Origin of the sequence: Sphingobacterium detergens (assembly GCF_003610355.1) — a bacterium.
Lineage (GTDB): Bacteria > Bacteroidota > Bacteroidia > Sphingobacteriales > Sphingobacteriaceae > Sphingobacterium > Sphingobacterium detergens.
Window position 1 is genome coordinate 374,054 of record NZ_RAPY01000005.1, and the last position, 17,494, is coordinate 391,547.

13 protein-coding genes and 3 tRNA genes are annotated in these 17,494 nt (G+C 40.3%); 10 read left to right on the forward strand and 6 right to left on the reverse strand.

Annotation, left to right across the window (positions count from 1 at the left end; genetic code table 11):
* Window position 1: 1 nt before the first annotated feature.
* Window positions 2-82 (forward strand) — tRNA-Tyr (locus DFQ12_RS22585).
* A gap of 332 nt (window positions 83-414) precedes the next feature.
* Window positions 415-486, forward strand: a tRNA-Arg gene (locus DFQ12_RS22590).
* 112 nt (window positions 487-598) lie between these two features.
* On the opposite strand, the gene DFQ12_RS22595 is transcribed toward DFQ12_RS22590, so the two are convergent.
* A complete protein-coding gene (locus tag DFQ12_RS22595) occupies window positions 599-808 on the reverse strand; it encodes a SymE family type I addiction module toxin (RefSeq protein ID WP_120261327.1) in 210 nt (69 codons plus the stop codon).
* Between the two features lie 580 nt (window positions 809-1,388).
* Between DFQ12_RS22595 and DFQ12_RS22600 the strand changes: the two genes are divergently transcribed.
* Window positions 1,389-2,123: a phosphatase PAP2 family protein gene (locus DFQ12_RS22600; RefSeq protein WP_120261328.1), complete on the forward strand. Its 735-nt coding sequence runs from the start codon at window positions 1,389-1,391 to the stop codon at window positions 2,121-2,123.
* A 350-nt stretch (window positions 2,124-2,473) separates the two neighbouring features.
* On the opposite strand, the gene DFQ12_RS22605 is transcribed toward DFQ12_RS22600, so the two are convergent.
* Complete coding sequence (locus DFQ12_RS22605) at window positions 2,474-3,664, reverse strand: MFS transporter (RefSeq protein WP_120261329.1); 1,191 nt, start codon at window positions 3,662-3,664, stop codon at window positions 2,474-2,476.
* A 472-nt stretch (window positions 3,665-4,136) separates the two neighbouring features.
* Here DFQ12_RS22605 and DFQ12_RS22610 point away from each other — a divergent pair, with 472 nt between their 5' ends.
* The 4 genes from DFQ12_RS22610 (at window position 4,137) to DFQ12_RS22620 (ending at window position 8,844) form a co-directional block, all read left to right on the forward strand.
* Window positions 4,137-7,322 carry a S41 family peptidase gene (locus tag DFQ12_RS22610; RefSeq protein ID WP_244211822.1) on the forward strand — a complete coding sequence of 1,062 codons (3,186 nt, stop codon included), beginning with the start codon at window positions 4,137-4,139 and terminating at the stop codon, window positions 7,320-7,322.
* A 280-nt stretch (window positions 7,323-7,602) separates the two neighbouring features.
* Complete coding sequence (locus DFQ12_RS22615) at window positions 7,603-8,433, forward strand: peptidase associated/transthyretin-like domain-containing protein (protein WP_120261331.1); 831 nt, start codon at window positions 7,603-7,605, stop codon at window positions 8,431-8,433.
* Window positions 8,434-8,581: 148 nt separating this feature from the next.
* Window positions 8,582-8,713, forward strand: coding sequence for a hypothetical protein (locus DFQ12_RS28545; protein WP_262903109.1), 132 nt, complete (start codon window positions 8,582-8,584; stop codon window positions 8,711-8,713).
* A gap of 58 nt (window positions 8,714-8,771) precedes the next feature.
* Window positions 8,772-8,844, forward strand: a tRNA-Lys gene (locus DFQ12_RS22620).
* Window positions 8,845-8,900: 56 nt separating this feature from the next.
* On the opposite strand, the gene DFQ12_RS22625 is transcribed toward DFQ12_RS22620, so the two are convergent.
* Window positions 8,901-9,686, reverse strand: a complete 786-nt coding sequence (locus DFQ12_RS22625) for an MFS transporter (RefSeq protein ID WP_208642605.1) — start codon at window positions 9,684-9,686, stop codon at window positions 8,901-8,903.
* A gap of 182 nt (window positions 9,687-9,868) precedes the next feature.
* Here DFQ12_RS22625 and DFQ12_RS22630 point away from each other — a divergent pair, with 182 nt between their 5' ends.
* Window positions 9,869-11,431 (forward strand): serine hydrolase, encoded by a 1,563-nt coding sequence (locus DFQ12_RS22630; protein WP_208642606.1) that lies wholly within the window; start codon window positions 9,869-9,871, stop codon window positions 11,429-11,431.
* A 119-nt stretch (window positions 11,432-11,550) separates the two neighbouring features.
* Here the strand turns inward: DFQ12_RS22630 and DFQ12_RS22635 are convergent, their stop codons facing one another.
* Window positions 11,551-12,795 carry a hypothetical protein gene (locus DFQ12_RS22635; protein WP_120261333.1) on the reverse strand — a complete coding sequence of 415 codons (1,245 nt, stop codon included), beginning with the start codon at window positions 12,793-12,795 and terminating at the stop codon, window positions 11,551-11,553.
* A 218-nt stretch (window positions 12,796-13,013) separates the two neighbouring features.
* On the opposite strand from DFQ12_RS22635, the gene DFQ12_RS22640 reads away from it, so the two are divergent.
* Both DFQ12_RS22640 and DFQ12_RS22645 read left to right on the forward strand, forming a co-directional pair.
* A complete protein-coding gene (locus DFQ12_RS22640; RefSeq protein WP_147420464.1) occupies window positions 13,014-13,577 on the forward strand; it encodes a 3-keto-alpha-glucoside-1,2-lyase-like domain-containing protein in 564 nt (187 codons plus the stop codon).
* Window positions 13,578-13,679: 102 nt separating this feature from the next.
* On the forward strand, window positions 13,680-14,144 hold the full coding sequence (locus DFQ12_RS22645) for a response regulator (RefSeq protein WP_120261335.1): 465 nt from the start codon (window positions 13,680-13,682) through the stop codon (window positions 14,142-14,144).
* A 27-nt stretch (window positions 14,145-14,171) separates the two neighbouring features.
* Here the strand turns inward: DFQ12_RS22645 and DFQ12_RS22650 are convergent, their stop codons facing one another.
* Window positions 14,172-15,257 carry a hybrid sensor histidine kinase/response regulator gene (locus DFQ12_RS22650; RefSeq protein WP_120261336.1) on the reverse strand — a complete coding sequence of 362 codons (1,086 nt, stop codon included), beginning with the start codon at window positions 15,255-15,257 and terminating at the stop codon, window positions 14,172-14,174.
* Between the two features lie 80 nt (window positions 15,258-15,337).
* The gene (locus DFQ12_RS22655; protein ID WP_120261337.1) at window positions 15,338-17,488 is read right to left on the reverse strand and encodes a sensor histidine kinase; all 2,151 of its coding nucleotides are present in this window, start codon (window positions 17,486-17,488) and stop codon (window positions 15,338-15,340) included.
* Window positions 17,489-17,494 lie beyond the last annotated feature (6 nt).

The following is a 17,494-nucleotide window of genomic DNA, read 5'->3' on the forward strand; positions in this document are numbered from 1 at the left end:
TGGAGGGGTTCCAGAGCGGTCAAATGGGACGGACTGTAAATCCGTTGCTTCGGCTTCGAAGGTTCGAATCCTTCTCCCTCCACATTTTTTTTCTTTATAAAATTCACTTTAAATTTTCCTGTCAAATAGTTGAGCACATTGCACCGATTGCAATCTGTTTAAGATGGCTGCATTGACCTGTTGTGTTTATAGTTATGGGTGAACTGTCGCAGGGTATCTAAGGCTATTCCGGATTAATTCTTAGTTACTTCGTTATTGGATGTATATGGTCATGCAATGGTCGTTGAGTCATTGTTGAACATCATCATCGAGCTATTTTTTTCTTAATGATGGAAGCCTACAAAAAATATAGGATGGATTTTCATATAGCTATTGACTTATTTGTAAAATAAACCTAAGTTTGGCTTTTGAAAGGGCCCCGTAGTTCAACGGATAGAATAGATGTTTCCTAAACATTTGATAGCAGTTCGATTCTGCTCGGGGCTACATAGAGAGAAATGATAGTAATGATATCACTTTTCAATTGCAGGAGAAATACGATAAAAGGTATTTCTCCTGTTTTATTTTAAGACAGAATCATCTTTGCTATTCTGTAGTGCTATTCCTCTAATTTGATAAAGAGAAGCTTGTCCATGGTCATGACAGAGACCCGCTTTTCGGGAGTAAAGCCTAATTTTTCTAGCCAGAGGCTGCTTAACCTGATAACAGGTACTCTAGTCTGGCACCAGCGATTAAATTTGATTGTTGGTTGGATTTTTAAGCTCCTGACCTCAGGTCGTGTGCTTATTTGCTTCTTGAGTGTACGCATAACTTTTTGAAGATTTTAAATAAGTAGCCCAACGGTGCTGCGTACACTCAAAAAGAATTGATATGTGCAGGACTTGCACCTGCTCTCCGCCGGGCATATTGTTAAACATTAAAGTTGTCATTTCGATTTTCTTTTCGATTTTCTTTTCGATTTTAAATTTGTTCGCATAACAGATTTAATAAAAACCGATGTTATTATAAAGTATTGCATGGATTATTATTCTAACTGGAATACTTTTTGGAAACGCGCATCAATATGAAATAACATTTTTTGGCTTTTGAATAATTGGCTCTTGAATAAAAAACATACTGTGTTCCTGAAATATGATCAACTGTTGGTTCAAAAGGAAAGAGCGGGGATAGCACTAATTATAGATCATGGGATACAGAGAACATTAAAAAGAGATATATCTTTTAGTGTTGATCATCAATAAACTCATTATGTCATTAATTCTGTAACATTTCCGGACTTTTGTCATAATATTTTCAGTATTGGTAAAAATTGTGTTAATTTAAATTTTATTACAAATTAATGACTTACTAATGTTCGGCAGCTAAATTTGTCCGATAAAGCCTGTGAAATGATAAAAGTGATTCAGAATCAATTTAAAAGGATATATAATACCAATCGTGCCTTTTTCATAACCTTCGGTATATGGTTTATACTGATTGCCTCTATCCTACTTTTTGTTACAAAGAGAGAATCATTTCAGTTTATTAATAGTCATCATGCTCTGTGGGCAGATATTCTCATGACATTGAACACATATGTTGGGGATGGGATCTGTATTATAGCCCTAGCTCTTGTGTTTTGCTTTCTGAAAAAATGGAATTTTGCCAAGGGAATTTTTGGAACTTATGTTTTTTCGGGCTTGGTATGCTGTGTTTTGAAAAGTATATTTCATGCAGAGCGTCCGGCAGCGATGTTTAAAGGGGACCCGACATTCCATGTTGTCTCTTGGTTACCTGTGGCCTACGCCAATTCCTTTCCTTCGGGGCATACGACTTCTGCATTTGCTATGGCGGCGACTGTTGCTATTATTTCCAAGGACAAAAGAATAGGTCTGTTTTGTTTTATTCTAGCCGCGTTAACAGGCTATTCCAGAATTTATTTGGGGCAGCATTTCCTTGAAGATGTCGCGTTTGGATCACTATTGGGTGTGGGGACTACCTGTATTTATTTTATTCTTATGCCGATGATTTCATTCAATAAACGTCCGGTATCCAACTTTAAATTACCTCAAATCAAATTGATGGGAGCGGTCCTTCCGGTCATGATAAACAGAAATAGGTCAAAGCAAGAACGAAGACCATAGCGAACATGGTTAAGTACGAATTTGGCTGCCTTTCCTTAAATAGGGGTAGCCTTCCAGTCATACCAAACATGGCTAAGCCGAGGCGGGCAAAAACACCTATGGAGTGGCGGTAAAAAGCCGATAACAACGGTCGAATCCAACTAAATTCTTAAGAATATACTATCTAAGGTCAATAATGCTGCTAATTAGATTGCGTTTCCTTAAATAAGGAAAATCTTCCAACGATGCCAACCATAAGTAAGCCGAAGCAGGCGAATACACCGTAGGGAATCGTGTAAAAAAGCGGTGGAAAAAGCGGCGATCAATGTTAGGTATACATACTAAGAGTATACAATCTACAGCCAATACTGTTACGAATGTGGTTGCGTTTCCTTAAATAGTGATAATCTTCCGACCATGCCAAACATAAGTAAGCCGAAGCAGGCGAAAACGCCATAAGAATAACGGAGACTAAAGACCTCCGCGATATAGCCAATCAGCGGCGGTCCCATTAGAAAACCAAGGTAGCTAATGCTCGATACCATGGCCAATGCCACGCCCGATGGGACATTTTTGTTTTGGCCAGCGATACTATAGATCGACGGTACATTACAGGCAACACCGATCCCCACAAGCATAAAAGCAAGGGTACATACAATAAATTGAGGAAAAACGACCGAGGTCATCATGCCCACAAACATCAAGATTCCACTATATTGTAAGGTTCTTTTGCGTCCCAGTTTGCGAATTACACCATCACCCACAAAACGGCCTATAGCCATCATGATCATAAAAGAGGCATATCCCACGACTACGAATTTTTCGGGAGCGTGTACAATTTCCTTAAAGTATACCCCACTCCAGTCAAACATGGCTCCCTCGGTTGCCATACTGAAAAATCCAATGATACCCAGTTGCAAAAGGCTTCCCTCCGGTCTGGAAAAGAAACTCCGCTTTTCTTTCTGCGGCGATTTTCCCGGAACCAGATGCCGCTGATTAATCAAGGTATTGGCCGTTACGAAAGCCAATATAATCAAGAAATGAGGTAACGTATCCAGGCCAAGGTTCATGGTCAGCAGTCCAACTAGCGCTCCTGTAAAACCCGCGATACTCCAGGCGCCATGGAAAGATGTCATAATAGACTTTTTATAGATCTGCTCTGTAGCTACTCCCTGTGTATTGACCGAAATATTGCACATATTACCAGTTACACCAAAAAGAAATAGAATAGCCCCCAGTTGCCAGGCATTTTGAGCAAAGGCGATGGAGCAGAGGACCAATGCATAAGCAATCGGTACGATACTCAGGACTTTGGCACTGCCATATTTTGTAACTAGCTTACCGGAAAGAGCCATTGTCGCCAGTTGTCCCACAGGAAGCATCAATAGGATTGTTCCTAGTTGTCCTTCGCTCAAATGGAGGCGCTCCTTGATGACAGGGATGCGACTAGCCCAGGATGCGAAAGCAATACCCTGACAAAAAAAGAAAAGTGATACTGCAATCCGTATGCGATTGCGCTTATTGTAAAGATCTTCCTCTGAGAGAGTTAACGGTGCGTCCATAGTATTTGATTTGAGCGTGCAAAGTTACGGATAACTATTTCATTTTACGACAGGATCAATAAAGAAATTTGGCGGCCCAGTCTCAACAGAAAAAAGATCGTTAAGCGGAGCGAGCGTATAATCGGTAATTAAAGTCTAGTGATAATTATCTTCATAAACAACACTAATTATCTTCGTTTAATCGTTGGGATAAATTTTTATGTTTTAAATGTTTTACTATCAACATTCTATATATGTTACCTGTGTCTGATTCGATACTGCTAATTGCTACTATGATTAGATGCCAGCTATTGAAGGTCCCTACTTTACATTAAATATACGAAGATGTTCAAATAAGGCCTATTAACACCGGGCTAAATTCAATAAAAATGTAAAATTCGCAATACTTCCATGATTTTTCAATAAGCTATTCTATTTTTGTTAAAGGCAAACAATTATTAGCCTCCTAGATATAATGATAAAAAAACTGCTTTTGAGTGCAGTTCTGGCCTATGGCGGAACTGCTTATGTTGTTGCGCAACAACCGACATTCTTGTCTCATCCCGCGTTGACACCCGATGGGAAGGAGATGGTATTCAGTTATGAAGGTGATCTTTGGAAAGTAGCAAGCCAAGGTGGGGTTGCTGTCCGCCTTACTGGTATGGAAGGTAATGAGATCAATCCCCGAATCTCCCCAGATGGTAAATGGTTAGCATTCTCGGCTAATCAAAACGGGAATATGGATGTCTATGTCATGCCCTTAGCGGGTGGAGATATCCGTCAATTGACCGCGCATGACGCCTCGGATGAAGTGGATAGCTGGAGCTGGGACAGTAAAACGCTCTATTTTACTTCGACACGTTATAATCGTATGGGAGGTTACCAGGTCTCAGTAGATGGCGGTACGGCAACACGCTTATTTCCACATTTTTTCAATTATATCAGTGGGATCGTTCCTACACCATCGGGAGAGCTTCTGTTCAACGATAGCTGGGAAGGATATAGTTCGGCAAACCGCAAGCGCTATAAAGGAGCATTCAATCCAGATATCCGCTCCTATAATCCCAAAACAAAAGCATTTCAACAATATACAGACTATGTCGGAAAAGACCTATGGCCTACAATAGACCAAAAGGGAACAATATACTACGTTTCGGATGAAAACAACGGCGAATACAACCTGTATCAGCTCAACGGCAAGACCAAAACAGCACTGACAAGCTTCCCAGAATCCGTAAAGAGACCTTTTGTGTCAGCAAACGGCGAAAAGATCGTATTTGAAAAGGGTTATCAACTCTATATTTACGATGTCAATGGAAAGAAAACAATGCAACCCAATATTGCTTTAAACCGCAATCAGGTCCTCGGCAAGCTAAAGGAATTCAATATTTCGGGTAATATCAGTAATTTTGATGTCTCGCCAGATGGCAAAAAAATAGCTTTTGTATCCCGAGGAGAGCTTTTTGTTTCCGATAGCGAGGGCAAGTTTGTCCGTCAGATGTCCGGACAGGGAGAGCGCGTCATGGAGGTCAAATGGCTTAAGGATAGCAAAACTTTACTCTATAGCCAAACATTCCAAGGCTATCAAAATTGGTTTTCCCGCACTGCGGATGGCAAAGGTGAAGTGAAACAGCTGACCCAAGATCTTCGAAACAACCGTGACATTACCTTTAATGCCGACCGGACAAAAGCGGTATACCTAAGTGGCCGTGATGAGGTACGTACGTTGGATCTAGGTAGTCTAAAGAGTCAGACCGTAGTCAAAGACGAAATCTGGGGATTCCAAAATTCTTCGCCTTCATTTTCGCCCGACGGTAATTATTTGTTATTTACCGCAATGCGTAATTTTGAGCAGGACATCTTTGTCCATAACCTCAAAAGTGGACAAACGACCAACCTGACCAATACCGGTGTTTCTGAGATTAGCCCCTATTGGTCTCCAGATGGGAAGTATATTTACTTTGCCAGCAATAGAATAAAACCTCTATACCCTACCGGAATGCAAAATTTGAGTATTTTCCGTATGGCGCTGACCAATTTTGACCAGCCTTATCGCAGTACGAAGTTTGATGAATTATTTGCACAGCCTACTGTAAAGAAAGATTCAGTCTCAAATAAGCCAACAACACCTAAAAAAGAAAACGATGCCAAGGATAAGAGTAAGGCTAATGCAGATAAGAATAAGCCGACGGCCCCAAGTGCAGAACCAAAGAAAACAGTCTTGGTGCAGCTTGATCTTGAGGGCTTGCGGGATCGTATTGAACAAGTCAGCCCTGCATCCGGGACTCAGTACAGTCCTTTGGTAATCCAAAAGGCAGATAAGACCTATGTGTTCTATTCGTCTGACCACGAAGGAAAATTCAGTGCTTACCGTACAGTATATGAACCATTCACTGCTCCAAAAACAGAAAAAGTTATTGAGGGTGGAATGGGACAGATACAGGAATCGGCAGGCAAGTATTTTGTACTTCAACGCGGTATCATACAGAAATATAGCCTGGAGGGAAACAAGCTCGACGCAATAACCATGAGCTATAAATTTAATAAGGATCTGGAGAAAGAGTTTAACCAGATGTTTTATGAGACCTGGGCCAATCTGGAAGAGAATTTTTATGATAGCAACTTCCATGGTGTAGACTGGACCGCAACCAAAAAGAAATACGAAAAATATCTGGCCGGCATCAACGACCGGAATGACCTGCGTATTCTCCTGAATGATATGTTGGGCGAGCTGAACTCATCACACCTGGGCTTCAGTTCAATGGGAGCTGAAGAGCGTAAACCATTCGGCTTTGTGACCAACGAAATCGGCGTGGAATATGATAGCCAGAACCCTTATAAGATTAGTCGCATTGTGACCAATGGACCGGCGGCAAAGAAAGAGGTGGATATCAAAGAAGGAGATGTATTGGTCGCTGTCAATGGTGTTAAATTGAATACTGCGGCAGATCGAGACAGCTATTTTACCTGGCCATCATTAGAAGAGGAAATTCAGCTGACTTTGAGCCGTAATGGAAAAGAGGTTCAAACGAATGTACGACCGGCTTCCAGTACAGCTTTTAGGGAATTGATTTACGATGAATGGATCAAGGATAACCGTAGCCGTGTAGATAAACTGAGTGACAATAAGATCGCCTATTCGCACATGAAGAATATGTCGGGCGGCGAATTGCAACGTTTTCTCATCGATATGGCCGAGCAGGAAAATAACAAGCAAGGTATCATCTTAGACTTACGATATAATACCGGTGGAAATGTGCATGATGAGGTATTGCGCTTTTTGTCGCAGCGCCCTTACCTACAATGGCAATATCGTGGTGGGAAGCGTGCACCGCAAAGTAATTTCGCACCTGCAGCCAAGCCGATCGTGCTGTTGATCAATGAGCAATCGCTGAGTGATGCGGAGATGACTGCAGCGGGGTTCAAAGCACTGAAACTGGGTAAAATTATAGGTAACGAAACCTACCGCTGGATCATCTTTACCTCAGGTAAAGGATTGGTCGATGGCTCTTTCTACCGATTACCTTCCTGGGGATGTTATACCCTAGATGGACAGGATCTGGAGCAGACGGGTGTCGCACCGGATATTTTTGTGAAAAATACTGTACAGGACCGTATGGAAAATAAAGATCCGCAGCTGGAGCGTGCAGTGAAGGAAATCCTAGCTGATCTCAAATAGTGCGGTGATATGAATAAATGGCTACAGGCTGGGGGATCCCCTCCAGCTATAGCAGGACTATATCGAAAGGCGATTTCGAAAAATAGCTTCCAAAGTTGATTTGAAAGCGATAATATATATTGTGAACAGGCTGTGTCCGACCTTTTTTTGGATTCAGCCTGTTTTTTATTTTTACTGGTATTCCCCTATTCCCTCTTTACAGCTATTTAAAATTATTTTGTTCCGCCCTTGTGGAATCTTGAATTTTTGTGCATCCCTTACCAAACATAAAGAGATAGACATGGAAAAGATCATATTACAAGTAAAAGAATCCTGCACAGCAGATTGGGGTAAAATGACAGCACAGGAACAGGGACGCTTTTGTGGCAAGTGTGAAAAGGTAGTCGTTGATTTCTCGGAGATGAGCGATCAGGAAATTGTAGATCAGATCAAAAAATCTAGTAAAGGGCTTTGTGGCCGATTTTATGAAGATCAGCTGTTACGTGAACTGGATGCCAGTGTTTCCTTTGCAAAAAATCCGCTATGGCGCAATAGATGGAGTGGTATTGCTGCAGGACTGATGTTGATCGGTTCATTGAGCTTTCATACTGCGCAGGCTCAGAAGACCTTCACAACGGGAGAAGTCACTACGGTACAATCAAAAGGGGCAAATAAAACTGTCGGAAAGCAACTAAATCCAGACCATCGTGTTAATAATAAGACGACAGGAGAAGTGATTGTGGTACAATTGAAGGGAGATGGAACAAGTAAATCTGAAGGTAAAAAAATAAATTCAAACCTTCGAGGTAACAACAGGCAGGTATCATCAAATCAGGATAGCAGTAAAGTAAAGATTGCCGGAAAAATTGTCTGCGCTTCTGGAGGGGACAGTATGATGGGCACTAATGTGACCATAGGAAACTATCATACACAGGCTGATGAAAAAGGTAATTTTGAACTTTGGGTACCGCAATCGCTCCTGAACAAGAATCAGGAACTTCGGGCAGAAATGATCGGCTATCGAACTGTCGTCATCCCATTGAAAAAAGGAGCTAAAACAGCAATAAAAAAACCGATAGAGATGACGGTTAGGCCGATGATTATGGGAAAGATAGCTGCCCCTATGAAGTAAGTGGACATTCCCACGATGAATAAATATTAGTGTATGCCGATTTCTACCTCCATTTGTTCACGAGAATTTTAAACCCGTCAATATTGTTTCTGTCGATGATGATCAGCAGGCTTTTTTGGAAGCTTATCAGGAAATATCAGGTACGTATATGTCGAATTTAGACTTTGCGGAGCAGGTTTTTGACAGTTATCAGATGTTATATGAATTTGTAGAACCGATGTATGAACGCACATCCAAGGCGATCGAAGCAATGGCGCAAAAAATGAAAGGCAAAGAATAAAAAATCTATTTTATACTTGACTTTCTCTTTGGTGAATCTTACATTTGATTTATCGAATGACTTCGTAGCTCAGTTGGTAGAGCAACAGACTCTTAATCTGTGGGTCCTGAGTTCGAGCCTCAGCGGGGTCACCTTAGAAAAAAGCCGTTTTACGCAAGTAGGGCGGCTTTTTTTGTTTATTGGAAAATTATCGCCGTCTTTTTCTATAGTGCAAAAAATAATAGGATAATAGCGCACTGGACAGCATCAGCAATGCCCCCAAAATAAAAGGGGCGCCGGGAAAATGTATTGGCGCGTCGCCCTGGCTGAAATAATAAAAAGTCTGCGTCATCATCAGGGGGCCAAAGATTGCCGCAAGGCTCATAATACTATTCAGTCCACCTTGTAGCGCCCCCTGTTCGTTGGGTGGTACCTGCTCCGTTATGAGTGACTGTAAAGCGGGATAAGCAATGTTGCCTAGTACATAAGGGATCAAAAAAGCATAAAGCATCCAACTTTGGGTAGCAATGGCTAACAATATCATACCTAGTGCATACAAAAGCAAACCTATGTACACGCTTTTTTCATTTCCCAATCGTGGGGTAGTGTAACGAATAAACACACCTTGTACCAAACCTATCATTCCGCCAATTATTGCAAGCGAAACACCCACTTGAGCTTCTGTCCAGTCAAACTGATCCATGACAAAAAAGCTCCAATTGCTTTGTCCGGCGTGGCCTGCTAAATTAAAAAGTAAAAAGCAAACTGCTAATCCCCAAAGTGCAGGGTATTTGGAAAAAAGTTTTAGTGAACCAATGGGATTGGCTTTTGTCCAATAAAAAGGGCGGCGGTTTTCAGGTTTTAATGATTCGGGTAAAACAAAATAACCAAAAATAAAATTTAAAAAACAAAGAATATCTGCAGCATAAAATGGTGTACGCAATCCCCATGTAGTAAAAAGTCCCCCAAGGGCAGGTCCTATAACAAAGCCCAAACCAAAAAACTGGAAAAAGATTCGAGAATTGAATAGAAACCCGTTACTTTCTACGTAAGTAAGCCTCGATCGATAATAAATAAACCCATAATTAATGTAAATTAGCGTATTGCAATTTCTCCTTAAAAAAAGGAGTACTGACCATGATATTGTAAGCGGGATGTATCCATATTAAATATGACATGAAGATTTTTAAACGATTTCTATTTACGGCATTGATCAACTTTGGAATATCAATGCAAGTCATTGCACAAGTAACAGCATTTCAGGTAGACTCGCTTATGAAGTCCGCATTGGCCAAGTTAGAGGTGACCGGCGCAGCCATCGCAATTGTCAAAGATGGAAAAGTAGTCATTCAAAAAGGATATGGAACCCGCGATATAGATGCACCATTCCTTGTTAATGAGTATACTAACTTTCAGATAGCCAGCACGTCCAAAGCTTTTACCGTGGCCGCATTGGCAATTTTGGTTGAAGAGGGAAAGATTACCTGGGAGGATAAAGTAAAGGATCACATTCCGGAGTTTAAGATGTACAACGATTATGTCACCGAAAACATGAATATTGCTGATCTGTTGACTCATCGCAGTGGACTTGGACTTGGTGTTGGCGATCTCATGTTCTTTCCGGACGGGGGAGATTTTGGTGCAAAGGATGTCGTAAAAGTTTTTCAATATTTTAAACCCGTTTCCGCATTTCGGACTCAATTTGACTACGATAATTTACTTTATATTGTCGCTGGAGAGGTAATCCATCGTGTGAGCGGACAGCCTTTCGGAACGTTTGTCGAAAATCGTATTCTGATGCCTTTGGGAATGAATCGCTCAAAAGTGGATAAAAAGTCCATGCTGAAAGATGAGAATACTGCTAGCCCACATAGTTTGATAGCCAATAAAGTGAAAAGGATAAATTTTTTCGAAAACAGTGAAGCCGCAGCAGCAGGGGGAATCTACTCAAATGTTGCTGACATGACCAAGTGGATGTCTGTTCAATTGAATCGAGGAAAATACGGACATAATTTAGATTCAACCTTATTCTCTGTAGCCAATAGCAAACGGATGTGGACAATTCATACACCATTGGGGGTAGAGGAATCAAAACGCTATAAATCACATTTTTTAGGTTATGGGCTCGGTTGGTTTCTTACAGATAAAAATGGTTGTATGGTTGTTTCACATTCTGGATATGTACCAGGAATGCATTCTGAGGTGATATTGGTGCCAGATCTGAACTTGGGTATTACTATACTAAATAATTCAGATCACTCTGGTGGGGCACTCAATCATGCTGTAACAAACGCTATTTTGGATAAGTATTTAGGCTTAAGTGAACTGAAATGGGTCGACATGGGTGTCAATTTCCTTGCGCAAAACAAAGGTAAGGATGATGAGGCAACAACAAAAGTATGGGCGAAGGTAGATTCGCTAAAAAAACAGAAGGTTGATATTCAGAAATATATTGGTTCCTACTCTGATCGCTGGTTTGGAGAAGTACAAGTCTATCTAAAAGATAAGGAACTTCGAATCCGCAGTGTTCGATCTCCCAAATTAAATGGTTTAATGCATGTGTATGAGAAGGATATTTTCGCTATCCGATGGGATTATCAGGACATGAACTGTGATGTACTTGCAACCTTCACCTTAAATAAAGAAGGAAAGGCTGAAAGCATCAAAATGAAGGGGATTTCTCCAAATATTGATTTTAGCTTTGATTTTCAAGATCTGGACCTTCGTCGTAAACCCTAAATAACTGAATAGGACAATTTGTTTGCTTAAGAAATAGAACTAAAGCTGTCCAAATTTTACATTTAGATGCAACGAAGAGGGATGTTAAGTATAATTACTATTCAGTGTTTGGTTAAGTTCTAATGGGGTAATACGGCTGTATCACGGATATCAAATGATTTGATAAGTCCAGACCCCTGAAAGAAAACTCGGACACCAACAATCTTCCCGATTCCAGTAGGAAACAATCCCTGATAGGCAAGTTTGTCATTCAGTTCTATCTTAATCTTTCCCGATTTCGATACGCATTTGACTGCTACAGGTGAAGAGAAGTCAACTCCAAAAGCAGATAGATTGTTGGAGGTACCATCCAATAATTGTTCTCCAATCCACAATTGGAGTTCGCCGACACAGCCTGGTTTGGAGAGCGGAATCATAATTATCCCATCCGTTCCCAAGAGTGTTATTCCACTTTGTTGGCAAGGAGCATTAAGTTGCTGATATGTATTCTGAATGGCCAGGGATAGAGTGAAATTTTTACTGTCGATATTCCATCCCCTGGAAACCTGTGTTAATACAAATTCCGGTATTTCGGAATTGTAGTTATTGGTACTTTGTGGTATATCCTGTTGTTTCAGCCCCTGCCAGTCCCCATGATCAATCATTTCCTTGGGCAAATACATTGGAATAGGTTCCTTCGTTATAAAGCCCATCCAATCTTCGGATTCTATAAAAATATCATGCTCTTTGACAATAGAGTCATTGAGGACCAATTTTGCCCGGTAATATCCCGGACGGTAATAGGTACTGGCGTGTTCATGACGGTTTTTATCGACTTTTATCCTTCTTTTTGAATCCCAGTTTTGTTGAATAAAGACACTGTCTGCATTGGAATGACTTGCATCGTACTCGAATATGACAGTATTGGGTACCCCTGTTGTCACAGGTTTACTACTAAAGCTGATTTTACGATAGGATAATTCATTCGTTGATTTTCCTTGAAATCTATTGATCCCTATCAGAAATCCTGTTAATATTAACAGGATAAGGCAGCCATATGCTATTTTAGCAGGAGGTCTTCTCTTGAGCTCCTCTTTATTGTTTTGATCAGCGATGGGGATGGAAGATGTTAGTGTGCGCCAATTGGAGAATCCCGAAAATTTGGCTAACGCATCTAGTGTGCTTAAATTGGGATTGCTATTGTATTGTACCTTTCCCCAGATTCTTTTGAGGGTGCTTGTGCTGAGGACAACATTGGTTTGCTTATAAATCAATTCACTCAGGTTATCAAAATCCTGCGATTGCCAACCTGCGCTACTTCCCCACCCGACTTTTTCTTCGATGAGCTCTTTGCATTTGTTGATATGGTGTTGATTTTCAGTCATATTTAATCACGATTAAACTTGCACAGATTTGAACAAGCTATGAATTCAGGATATATCCATTGCGAACTATCTTTATCAAAGTATATTTTGCAATGCCTAATATAAACATCAAATCTTTTAACAATATGATTAAATTTAAAATTACATGCTGCTTGTGTTTACTCTTTTCTTTGCTGTCTATAGCATCAGGACAGGAGCCCGTCAAAACAAATTTATCTTTGGATAATTTATATCCTGTCAACAGGACAGTGACTGTAGAAAAGGACAGTACAGGAACACCTGTCGTCCATATGAATGGTCGGCCCAACGCTGGTATCGCATGGATAAAAGATAGTTCTTTTAAAAATGGTTATATCGAATTCGATGTCAGAGGAAAAGACCTATTGCAACAGAGCTTTGTCGGGATAGCATTTCACGGGATTAATGATACAACCTATGAAGCCATATATTTCCGCCCATTTAATTTTTATGCAAAGGATCAGATAAGAAAGAAACATGCGGTGCAGTATATTGCGCTACCAACAAATGACTGGCCCTATCTGAGAAAGCAGTTTCCCGATAAATACGAAGCACCCATAACATCTGTGGTGGACCCTAACGATTGGTTTCATGTAAAGCTCTTTGTAATCGGACAAACGATCAAAATTTATTTTAATTCGGATACTACCCCAGCACTTGAGGTGCAATCCTTACATGGAAAATCCGAGGGAAAAGTGGGATTTTGGACAGGTCATACATCAGATGGGGACTTTAAAAATCTAACGATTACTGCTAAAAATTAGAAGTATAAGCTATCGACAGAAGTGCTAATCGCATAAAACTACTTTCTTGTTACTTAATCCGGAAGATTTATTCCGTAAATTTGTACCGGAGGTAACGAGCTTATGAAAAATAAGAAGATTTCGATATTGTATGTTGACGATGAGGAGAATAACCTGTTTTCCTTTAAAGCAACATTTCGATTAAAATATAAGGTGTTTACGGCCATCAGTGGTGCCGAAGCGATAGAACTTGTCAAAAATAACCCCATTGATATCATTATCACTGATCAGCGGATGCCTGAAATGACAGGCGTAGAATTTTTGGAAGAAGTCATAAAAATTGATGCCGCTCCAATGCGCATCCTTTTAACGGGGTATGCCGATATGGCTGCAGTGGTCGATGCCGTTAATAAGGGAAAGATATTTCATTACCTCAATAAACCTTGGAGTGAGAAGGAGCTCGATGAAACAATTCAACGTGCTTATGAAGTGTATACTGAACGGCAAAAAATAATTGAAACGAATGCCCAGCTCGAAACGTCCAATGATCAATTGGAGTTTATGCTACGGCAAAAGCTGCTATCCTAAAAATGCTGTTTTTTAGGATAGCAAATCTTATTTGCTCGGTATCCTAACTGTAAATGTTGTTCCTGTATTTGGTGGCGATTGCACATCGATTGAACCCTGTAGCTTAAGCAGGGCGTTCTGTACATTGTATAAGCCAAATCCCATTCCTTTGGCCTGGTCACTGCCTCTAAAAAATAACTTGAAAATATCGCTGATATGTTCGGGCGAAATTCCAATACCATTATCCCTCACAACAATGGTCGCTTGTTGGTCAGATACGTCAACCGATAATTTGACAAATGGATTTGCCTGCTCTTTTTGCTGATATTTGAAAGCATTAGACAGCAAATTGTGCAAGATTAATTCCAGGATGGCTTTATCGCAATGAAATGGTTCTTTCTGCTCCACACGGATATCAAATGTTACATCCTTATTTTGTGTATACATTTTATAGAACTGTCTAACATTGTCAAAAAGCTCATCAAAATTAATTTCAGATAACATAAGTTCGCCTCTTCGCAAGAGGTAATAATCCCGTAAGCTATCGATGTAGGCGTCCAGACTGACCAATGAACTATCCATCAAGGTAAGCAACTCGTGGATGCGGTCTATACTGTTAAATTCTAGTCCTAGTTTTACCGCAGAGAGTACACCTGTCAACGGATCACGTAAATCATGACTCACACTATAGGCAAATTTATCGAGCTCATCGTATGCTTTCTGCAATTCTTGGTTCTTTGTCTCCAATAGTGAATTTGCGACATAAAATTTATTCGCCTCTTCGATCGCAGAGATAATTTCTTCACCCATCCAGGGCTTGCGAACGAACCGAAATATATGGCCCTTATTGATCGCATCGATAACCGTATCCATGTCAGCATAAGCGGTCAATAGAATACGGATTGGCTTCGGATAATCTTTTTTGATGCGGTGGAGAAAATCTATTCCCAATTCCCCTGGCATACGTTGATCACAAAAGATCACACGGATATCTGGATTGGAAAGAAGTATTTTTTCGGCTTCTGCTGTATTTGATGCGGTATGAATGACATAGTCGTATCTAAAATTTGCTTTAAAACCAACCAAGTTATTTGCTTCATCATCAATATATAATATTTCAATCTCCGTCTGCATAATTTTTATAATCTGGTTTATCTTCCCAAAATGAACGAAATTAATGATAATTTATCGAACTATTCGGGTTTACTTTGGCATCAATTTGTTTGTTGTATGGGAATGTATAATGTAAAAGCAGTTCCCTCTCCTACTTCTGATTCTACAATAATCTTACCATGATGTTTTGCAATGGTATTATAGGCAATAGACATACCCAGTCCAGTTCCTTCACCTACATCTTTTGTCGTGAAAAAGGGTTCAAAAATTCGGTCTCTAATGCTTTCTGGGATACCAATACCGTTGTCTGCTATTTTAACAAAAATAGCGGATTGATCAGCTGTAAGTCCCGTTTCAATACATAGTTGCCCTCCACTATTGCCACCGAATTTTTTGTCTATGGCATACACCGCGTTAGTGATAATATTCAGAAATACCTGATTCAGTTTTCCGGCATGACATTCTATTCTTGGTAGATTGCCAAGATTTTTTTCTACTTCGATCGAATTGTTTATCAAACTGTTAAGTATGATCATGGTGGACGTTAGACCTTCATTGATATCTGCAAATTTTAAGGTGTCTTCGTCGACACGAGAAAAGATACGTAAACTTTTTACAATTTCAGCTGTTCGATGAGCTCCTTCGTCCATTCCTTTCAATAGATAATCGACTTCGGTCTTCAGGTATCCGATATCCAAATCATCTTTAAATTTTTTGATCTGTAACTGTTTTTCGCTATCGGAAAGGTCTGTATTAAATGCAATACGTTCGACTTCGTCCAATGTTTCCCAGATCATCTTGATATCGCGCTTCAGTGGAGCGACATTGGAGGTGACAAAGTTTATCGGATTGTTAATCTCGTGGGCTACTCCCGCTGTCAACTGTCCTAAAGAAGCCATTTTTTCAGCTTCGACAAGCTGTGACTGGGCTTCTTTCAGATGTGCCAGTGTGGTTTGCAGTGATGCATTGGATTCTTTCAGTTCATGTGTCCGCTCATCTACCTTTTGTTCTAACACCGTATTCTGCTCACGGATAAGTTGTTCATTTTCCAAAGAAATAGCCAATTCTCGTTTTTGGGACTCATCTTTTTCCTGTTTAAGTATATTGATACTGTATGCCAGACCGAATGAAAGTAAAGCCATTTCGATAACTGAAGCGATCTGTACCGAATTGCTGGTAAAGTTGTTGTAGTCTAATATTCCATAGTCCTTTAACAAAAACACTACGGATCCCAATAATAGGACTGTCCAACCATAGACAAAGTATTTCGCGGGGCTATAGCCGCTGATCATGATGCGGTAGGATAGATAGAGGACAAACAAAGAGCCTATACCGGTGGTCACTTGCATCACAAAAAATGCGGGCTGTGTTAGATTGATCAATGCGAGGATGGTACCAAGGGCAAATAATACGATAAAGATCGTGATTATACGTTTTGATCGAGGAGCATTCTTCTGTAATTGGAGAAATGAACCCGCGAAGAGCAAGGCGCTAAGTCCAGACAAACAACCGAAAATAATCGGACCTTTGGTCGCAAAATAAGGCCAGTTCGGCCATAAATATTGAAAACTATAGCCTTTGATACCCATTTGAGTGATCCCTGCACAAACAACATATAGGACATAGTAGAGGTAGCCCTTGTCCCGGACAGAAAAAAACAGAAAAAGGTTGTATATCGCCATAATAAACACGATACCAATATAAATACCACTAAGGAGGCTATCGTTATTCATCTGCGTCATAAATTTGCGTTCGCTACTGAGGTAGATCGGCAATATGATTTGCTCAACACTTTTAATACGGAGAAAAAAGACTTTTTCTGACTGACAGTGCAGATGAATATCAAATATGTAATTGGGGACTTTGTATTTTCTTAGTGAGAAATTTTGGTGTTCTCCCAGTCTAATGGATCGATATGTACCATTCTCATTAGGGCTATACAATTCAATCTCATCCAATAATGGATAGGCGATCTCTAAAAGAAGATCTAAATCTTGTTTGGTATTATTTTTAACAGGCAGGCGTAACCAGATGGCATCGGGGGATGTCCCTAGGTTAGGCACCTCACTGTTTAGCGGTTGAAAGGCCGATGATGATGAAACTGTTGAAAAATCTGAGATTTCGGGGCCTGTATAGCGCTCGAGCATATGGCCAATCAGCAACCGTTGCCCAGATTGATCAATAGTGAGCTGCGCACGTGATGGCAGGTATGCGAAAATAAAAAGACAGATCAGGAAAAACCAGCGCTTCATCTTTAG